The sequence below is a fragment of the Synechococcus sp. R5-12 genome (assembly GCF_047502655.1).
In the GTDB taxonomy this organism is placed as follows: domain Bacteria; phylum Cyanobacteriota; class Cyanobacteriia; order Thermostichales; family Thermostichaceae; genus Thermostichus.
Genome location: NZ_JANSIM010000211.1, coordinates 1 through 6696, shown reverse-complemented (window position 1 = coordinate 6696; position 6696 = coordinate 1). Strand labels below are relative to the sequence as shown.

Here is a 6696-nt window from a genome sequence, read left to right as displayed (position 1 = left end):
ACCCTACGGGTACAGTGCGGGGCTCCTGCGATTTCTAGCTGATACTCGACTGGAATCTGGTTCAAGTTCAACTTTCAATACAACTTTTTTCAATACAACTTTCAATACAGAGGGTCTGGTCTGTCCCAGGCCCTTTTTGATTGCCACTCAGGGGGATCCCTGTTCTCGCATGGCTTCGGCCAGCAGGCGGGCCACTTCCGGTCGAGAGAACTCCGGCGGGGGCACTTCACCGCGGCGCAGCATTTCCCGCACCTTGGTACCTGAGAGGTGAATGCGCTGGTGGGGCTGGCTGGGGCTGGTCTTGGCCGTGGCCATGGTGCCGGTGACGGTGCAATAGAAAGCATGTTCAAACTTCAAGGGAATGATGCCCAGCTCCCCCGGCTGGAACTCATCAAAAATGTGTTGGGCATCGTAGGTACCGTAGTAGTTCCCCACCCCGGCGTGATCCCGCCCCACAATGAAATGGGTACAGCCATAGTTTTTGCGAATGAGAGCATGGAAAATAGCCTCGCGGGGGCCGGCGTAGCGCATCGACGCAGGATTGATGGCCAAGATCACCCGCTCCTTGGGGTAGTACTTTTCGATCAACACCTCGTAGCAGCGCATACGCACATCGGCGGGAATGTCGTCGCTTTTGGTAGCCCCCACCAGCGGGTGCAAAAATAGCCCGTCCACAATTTCCAGGGCACATTTTTGGATGTACTCGTGGGCGCGGTGGATGGGGTTGCGGGTTTGGAAGCCTACAATGGTTTTCCAGCCTCTTTCCCGAAACAGGTGCCGCGATTGGGCCGGGTCAATCTGGTAGGCCGGAAAAAGAGGGTGGGGATCCCGCTGCAGGAGGGTGACGGGGCCGGCCAAATAGACGGATCCCTGCTCGTAGAGCACCTTTACCCCTGGATGTTGCTCATCGGTGGTGCGATAAACTTGCCGGGCTTCGCGGGTTTTGTCGTAGGTAAATTTCTCGGTCAGCTCCAGTAAGCCCAGGATCTTGCCCGCGGAGCTGGCCAAGGCAATCATTTGCCCCTCTTTCAGACCCGCTGCCACTTCCGAGGAGACCGGCAGGGTGACCGGCAGCGACCAAGCCAAGCCATTGGCCAGGTGCATCGTTTCCAGAACGGCCTGGTAATCTTCCCGCCCCATAAACCCCGTTAGCGGGCTGAAGCCCCCAATGGCGATCATCTCCAGATCCGATTGGGCCCGCTCGTCGAGATAGAGGATGGGGCAATGTTCGGCTTTGGAACGCAGCTCCTGCGCCTGCTCAGGCGGGGCAATGCGGTTGATCAGGGTGCCCCCGTGGGGCGGAATGGCATCACCAGCAGGGAGAGTCGATGGAGATTGGCTCATGAGAAGGGCACTGAGAACAAAGGTTATCCAATCCAATATCCAACTATCGGATCCCGGATCTCCAGGAAGCAGGGAAAAAAGCACAGGTCGGGCTGAAAACAGGAGGGAGCAGAACAGGTGGAGACCCCATCCAAATCACGCCCTTAGGGATCCCTTCCATCCCAGTCAATCCAGCAGATAGGGAGGCATGCTTTCATCGGTGGCTGATACATTGTCGAAGATGGGCCGATTCATGATCTTCTTCTGCGCGTGCAGAGGCGAGGATTGGGGTTTGGGCTGAATGATGGGGGCTTGCTCTTTGGGTTTCCGTAACTCCTGGATGGTTTTGGCCCGCTCGTCCGCAACCGCTTGCAACTGCGCCAGCGCCTTTTGCAATTCGTCCCGATGGGCAGTAACCTGCTGCAATTGAGCTTGCAGGGTAGAGACTTTGTTTTGGTAGTCTTGCAAGAGTTGTTGAGCTTCGGCCAGTTGGCTTTTGAGGGCTGCAATTTCCGGCAATTCTGGGGTTGGTTCTGGGGGAGACTGAGAAGACATCGTTGTCGGCTCCTCGCCTGTGGGAGTAGACTCTGCGGAGGTGGGCTCTGAACTGGTTTTAGCACTGGCCTTGCGCCGAATTCCGCCGGAGCGGCGGGAAATTTCCCCCGACGAAGGAAAGAGGCTACGGTCAGATCCGGTCACAAGAGCACCTCGCGTTCAACAAACTGCAGCAGCCGCTGACACACCGCCGATCCAGGCCGATAGTCCATCACCGTCAAGCCGTAGTCAAAGGCGATGCGCAAATCGCTGCTATCTGGAATAGTAACGGGTGAAAGCACATCCGCAAAAATCTGTTGCGCTTGCACATACAATTGCCCGGTATGGGATCCCGACCAAATGCCCCCCGGCAGATAGCGGTCATCCAGCATTGTCAAAATGGCGCGGGCTTGGCTTAGCTGGCCTTTCAGGGCCTCAATGTAGCGCAAGGTCACTTCCGTGCAGGAGAAATCGGCGCGGTTGAGCCGTGTCGGGATCAACACCCGCTGGGCCACCCGCAGGGCATTGGCGGTGAGGGCATTCAGTTCTCCCGGCGTATCGAGAAAGATGAAGTCGTAGTCCTGCAGCAAGGGATCCAGTTGGCGCTGCAACAGATCCTGACCCGTCTCTCCGGCAGCAGCCAGTTGGGCCGCCACTTCCGCCATGGTGCTGTGGGAGGGCGCCACATCCACTCCCTTGTCCGTGCAGTAGATCACCTCTTCCAGAGGACGTTGGTGCTGCGGGTGTAAGCTGGCCCAAGCCGTTTCCAGTGCCGCCAGGGATCCGGCCCCTTCCAGGTAAAGGTTGCTGGCGGTGGCCTGGGACGTGAGATCGATGAGCAGAACTCGGTATCCCCGTTGGGCCGTCAACTGAGCCGCGTGGACGCAGAGGGTGGACTTGCCAGTGCCCCCTTTGTTGTTGGTAAAGGCCAGGATGCGCGCCATCAGCTCCCCCCGTTTTGCCAACTTGTTCCCCTTTCCGAGCAGCCCGGCCAGATCCGACAGGACAGCCGTTGAGGTGGCCCCGCAGCAGTCTATGCTATTGGGTGTAGCCTGGTGGAGGACAACCATGCGCGATGTACTGGCGATCATCTTGGGAGGTGGGCGTGGCACACGACTTTATCCCCTGACCAAGCGCCGCGCCAAACCCGCTGTGCCCCTGGCCGGCAAATACCGCCTCATCGACATCCCGGTCAGCAACTGCATCAACTCCGACATCGAAAAAATCTACGTCCTCACCCAGTTCAACTCTGCCTCTCTGAACCGCCACATCGTCAACACCTACCGCTTGTCCCCCTTCACAGGCGGCTTTGTGGACGTTTTGGCGGCCCAACAAACCCCTGACAATCCCGATTGGTTCCAAGGCACCGCCGATGCTGTCCGCCAATACCTCTGGCTGATGGACTCTTGGAAGCCGCGGGACTTCCTCATCCTGTCTGGGGATCACCTCTACCGCATGGACTACCGCCCCTTCATCCAGCATCACCGGCAGGTGGGAGCCGATGTGACGCTGGCGGTGCTCCCCTGTGAAGAAAAAGTGGCCTCGGGTTTTGGCTTGCTCAAGCTTGGCGAGAACGGTTGCATCGTCGATTTCAAGGAAAAGCCAACAGGAGATCTGCTGAAAGCCTGTCAGGTGGACACCCAAGCCCTCGGCCTCAGCCCGGAAGAAGCCAAAGCCAAGCCCTACATCGCCTCCATGGGCATCTATGTATTCAAGCGAGAAGCTCTGATCGAGATGCTCAAAGTCAAGGAGCACACCGACTTTGGCAAAGAGGTGCTGCCGGCAGCCATCGGCAAGTACCATCTGCAAGCCTACCTCTTCCAGGGTTACTGGGAAGACATCGGCACCATCGAGGCTTTTTACCGGGCCAACCTGGCACTGGTGCAGCAGCCCAACCCGCCCTTCAGCTTCTTCGACAGCGAAATGCCCATCTACACCCGCCCGCGCTTTTTGCCCCCCAACAAAATCCTCGACTCCCAGATTGTCAACTCCATGATCGCCGATGGCTGCATCATCAAAAACGCCCAAATTCGCAACTCCATCATCGGCATTCGCAGCCGCTTGGAGGCCAACACCATCATCGAAAACACCCTGGTGATGGGAGCCGATTACTACGAGTCGGCAGAAGAGCGGCAGGCCAGGCTGGAGGAAGGGATCCCACCGGTGGGCATCGGGGCCAACTCCCACATTGTCAACGCCATCGTGGATAAGAATGCCCGCATTGGGCGCAATGTCCGCATCCTCAACAAGGATCACGTCACCGAAGCGCAGCGGGAAGAGGAAGGGATCTGGATCAGCAACGGCATCGTCACCATCATCAAAGACTCGGTGATCCCGGACAACACCATCATTTGAGGGGGAAACAGGCCGGCCCTGGCCGAGAAGGGGGCAGGATGGGGCTGACAGGCCCTTGCGCAGAAACGGCGAGGCTTTTTCTGTTAAGATGGATACCAAGAGCTTCAAAACAAAAGACTGTGAGATCGCTGGAGTGTGTTTAGTAGAACTTCGCCCATTGCCACTTTGGAAGTTTACGATCCGCAATTTATCTGCCGCTATTACCGCTGGCGCCTGCCCCAAGTGATCGGTCGGGCGCTGGCCATTCTCTGGCCTTTCTTGTGGTTTGTCCTCTGTTTGCGCTGGGATCAACTGTGGGGCCACACTGATCGCAATGTGGGACGGCGCTCGGTGCAGTTGCGAAAGCTGCTCACCGACCTGGGGCCAACGTTCATCAAGGTGGGGCAGGCCCTCTCCACCCGCCCCGATCTGGTGCGCAAAGACTACCTAGAAGAACTCACCCAACTGCAAGATCAACTGCCGCCATTTCCTTCCGAGCAAGCATTTGCCCGCATCGAATCCGAGTTGGGCCGTCCGATTGCCGAGATCTTTGCCCAGATCTCTCCAGAGCCGGTGGCTGCTGCCAGTTTGGGCCAGGTTTACAAAGCGCAGTTGCACAGCGGCGAATGGGTGGCGGTGAAGGTGCAGCGACCCCATCTGCGAGAGCAGTTGAGCCTGGATCTGTACCTGATTCGCTGGGCCTCGACATGGCTGGGCCCCTGGCTGCCCTTAAACCTGGGCAGTACTTTGACGGCGGTGGTGGATGAGTTTGGCCGCAAGCTTTTTGAAGAGATCGACTACCTGCACGAAGGGCGAAACTGCGAGCGCTTCGCCGAATACTTCCGCGACGATCCGGATGTGTACGTGCCGCGCATCTTCTGGGCCTACAGCAGCCGCCGGGTTCTGACCCTGGAGTGGATCGACGGCATCAAGCTGACGGATGTGGAGCGCATTCGAGCAGCCAACCTGGAGGTGAAACAATTGGTGCGTATCGGGGTGGTTGCTGCCCTCAAGCAATTGCTGGAATACGGCTTTTTCCACGCGGATCCCCATCCGGGCAACCTGTTCGCCCTGGCCGATGGTCGCTTGGCTTACATCGATTTCGGCATGATGGATCAGCTTACCGAGGAAATGAAGGAGTACTTGGTGGATGCTCTGGTTCACCTGGTGGATCGCGACTACAACGCCCTGATCGATGACTTTATTCATCTGGGCTTTTTGCAGTCGGATGTCGGCCGCCAAGAGCTGATCCCCGCCTTGGAAAAGGTGCTGGCAGACGTGCTGACCCAAGAGGTGGTCAACTTTAACTTCAAAACGGCCACAGATCAGTTCTCCGACTTGATGTACCGCTACCCCTTTCAGGTGCCCTCCCACTTTGCTCTGGTGATCCGCTCTTTGGTGACCCAAGAGGGAGTAGCCCTCAGCCTCTATCCCCAGTTCCGCATCGTCGGTGTGGCCTATCCCTATGTGGCCAAGCGCCTGCTGACGGATGAATCGCCACGTATTCGCCAACGGCTGCTGCAAGTGTTGATCAAAGACGGCAAGTTCCGCTGGAACCGCCTGGAGAACCTGATTCAAATTGCCCGCAGCGATGGGGAACTGGATTGGTTACCCACCGCCCAAACGGGTTTGCGCTACCTGATGTCGGAAGAGGCCCGCGATCTGCGTCGCCAGTTGGTGCTTTCCCTCACAGAAGATGATCGCCTTCACTTTGAGGAGCTGCAGCGTTTGTGGCAGTTGCTCAGCCCTGAACTTTCCCCAGCTTACCTCTGGCAGGCAACGCTGAGATCCCTACCCTCGACCGGCGATCTGCAACACACGCTTGCCGAGTTCAGGGATCAGGTGCAAGCCCATCTGGAACATCTCAGCCGCTGGCGGCTACCTCAACCTTGGTCGGATTTGCTGGCAGGAGTGGGACAGGAAAGGTAGAACGGAAGAAGATGACTCAAGTTTATTGTTATTGAGCTGGACAAAAGCGTGGCAGATCAGAAAGGTGACTTCATTGCGGGTGTAGTGACTGGCGCCCTGTTGGGAGGGATCATCGGCGGGGTCATTGGGTTTGTGCTTGCCCCTCGACTCAGAAAGGGATCCGCCGAAGGCCAACGCCGGGATCCGGATCGTCTCAACGGCACCTCGGTAGCCCCTGAACGACCGCGCCTCAGTGCTTCGGGTGAGTCGGCCATGTCCAGCGACTGGAGGAAGTGGGAAAATGAGGCAGAACGCATTGCTCAAGCCCGCCGCACTCTAGAGGCCAAGATTGCCGAGTTAAACGAGGCGATTCAGGCCATGCGCACGCAATTGCTCGTCAAGGAAACCTCTTCCAGGGCTGTTGAGGAAAAGCCTTGAGCAGGGGATCCCTGTCCATGCCAAACTAGAGGCGGCAGCGGCTTTCCTCTCTAGGTTCTGCCATCCTCTCTCGGCTGAGTTGCGATCCTGGGCCAGGTCTGCCTCTGGCGAAGGTGCTTCAGCTAGAAATCGCAGGAGCCCCGCACTGTACCCGTAGGG

The 6696-nt window shown here is 57.9% G+C and carries 6 protein-coding genes; 3 read left to right on the top strand and 3 right to left on the bottom strand.

Going from position 1 to position 6696, the window contains the following annotated elements; all coding sequences use genetic code 11:
• Positions 1-147 precede the first annotated feature (147 nt).
• The 3 genes from sat to NW843_RS10965 form a co-directional block, all read right to left on the bottom strand.
• Positions 148-1344 carry a sulfate adenylyltransferase gene (gene sat, locus NW843_RS10975; protein WP_414522956.1) on the bottom strand — a complete coding sequence of 399 codons (1197 nt, stop codon included), beginning with the start codon at positions 1342-1344 and terminating at the stop codon, positions 148-150.
• 165 nt (positions 1345-1509) lie between these two features.
• On the bottom strand, positions 1510-1878 hold the full coding sequence (locus NW843_RS10970) for a hypothetical protein (protein ID WP_414329683.1): 369 nt from the start codon (positions 1876-1878) through the stop codon (positions 1510-1512).
• A 140-nt stretch (positions 1879-2018) separates the two neighbouring features.
• Positions 2019-2801, bottom strand: a complete 783-nt coding sequence (locus tag NW843_RS10965) for a ParA family protein (protein ID WP_414522955.1) — start codon at positions 2799-2801, stop codon at positions 2019-2021.
• A 124-nt stretch (positions 2802-2925) separates the two neighbouring features.
• On the opposite strand from NW843_RS10965, the gene NW843_RS10960 reads away from it, so the two are divergent.
• From NW843_RS10960 to NW843_RS10950, 3 genes are all read left to right on the top strand, one after another.
• Positions 2926-4212: a glucose-1-phosphate adenylyltransferase gene (locus tag NW843_RS10960; protein WP_414522954.1), complete on the top strand. Its 1287-nt coding sequence runs from the start codon at positions 2926-2928 to the stop codon at positions 4210-4212.
• Between the two features lie 135 nt (positions 4213-4347).
• On the top strand, positions 4348-6120 hold the full coding sequence (locus tag NW843_RS10955; protein WP_414522953.1) for an ABC1 kinase family protein: 1773 nt from the start codon (positions 4348-4350) through the stop codon (positions 6118-6120).
• Positions 6121-6204: 84 nt separating this feature from the next.
• A complete protein-coding gene (locus tag NW843_RS10950) occupies positions 6205-6537 on the top strand; it encodes a hypothetical protein (RefSeq protein ID WP_414522952.1) in 333 nt (110 codons plus the stop codon).
• The last annotated feature ends 159 nt before the right edge of the window (positions 6538-6696 follow it).

Excerpts from the sequence above, each read along its gene's own strand:
- sat (WP_414522956.1), bottom strand. The coding sequence starts at position 1,344 with ATGAGCCAATCTCCATCGACTCTCCCTGCTGGTGATGCCATTCCGCCC.
- NW843_RS10970 (WP_414329683.1), bottom strand. The coding sequence starts at position 1,878 with ATGTCTTCTCAGTCTCCCCCAGAACCAACCCCAGAATTGCCGGAAATT.
- NW843_RS10965 (WP_414522955.1), bottom strand. The coding sequence starts at position 2,801 with ATGGCGCGCATCCTGGCCTTTACCAACAACAAAGGGGGCACTGGCAAG.
- NW843_RS10960 (WP_414522954.1), top strand. The coding sequence starts at position 2,926 with ATGCGCGATGTACTGGCGATCATCTTGGGAGGTGGGCGTGGCACACGA.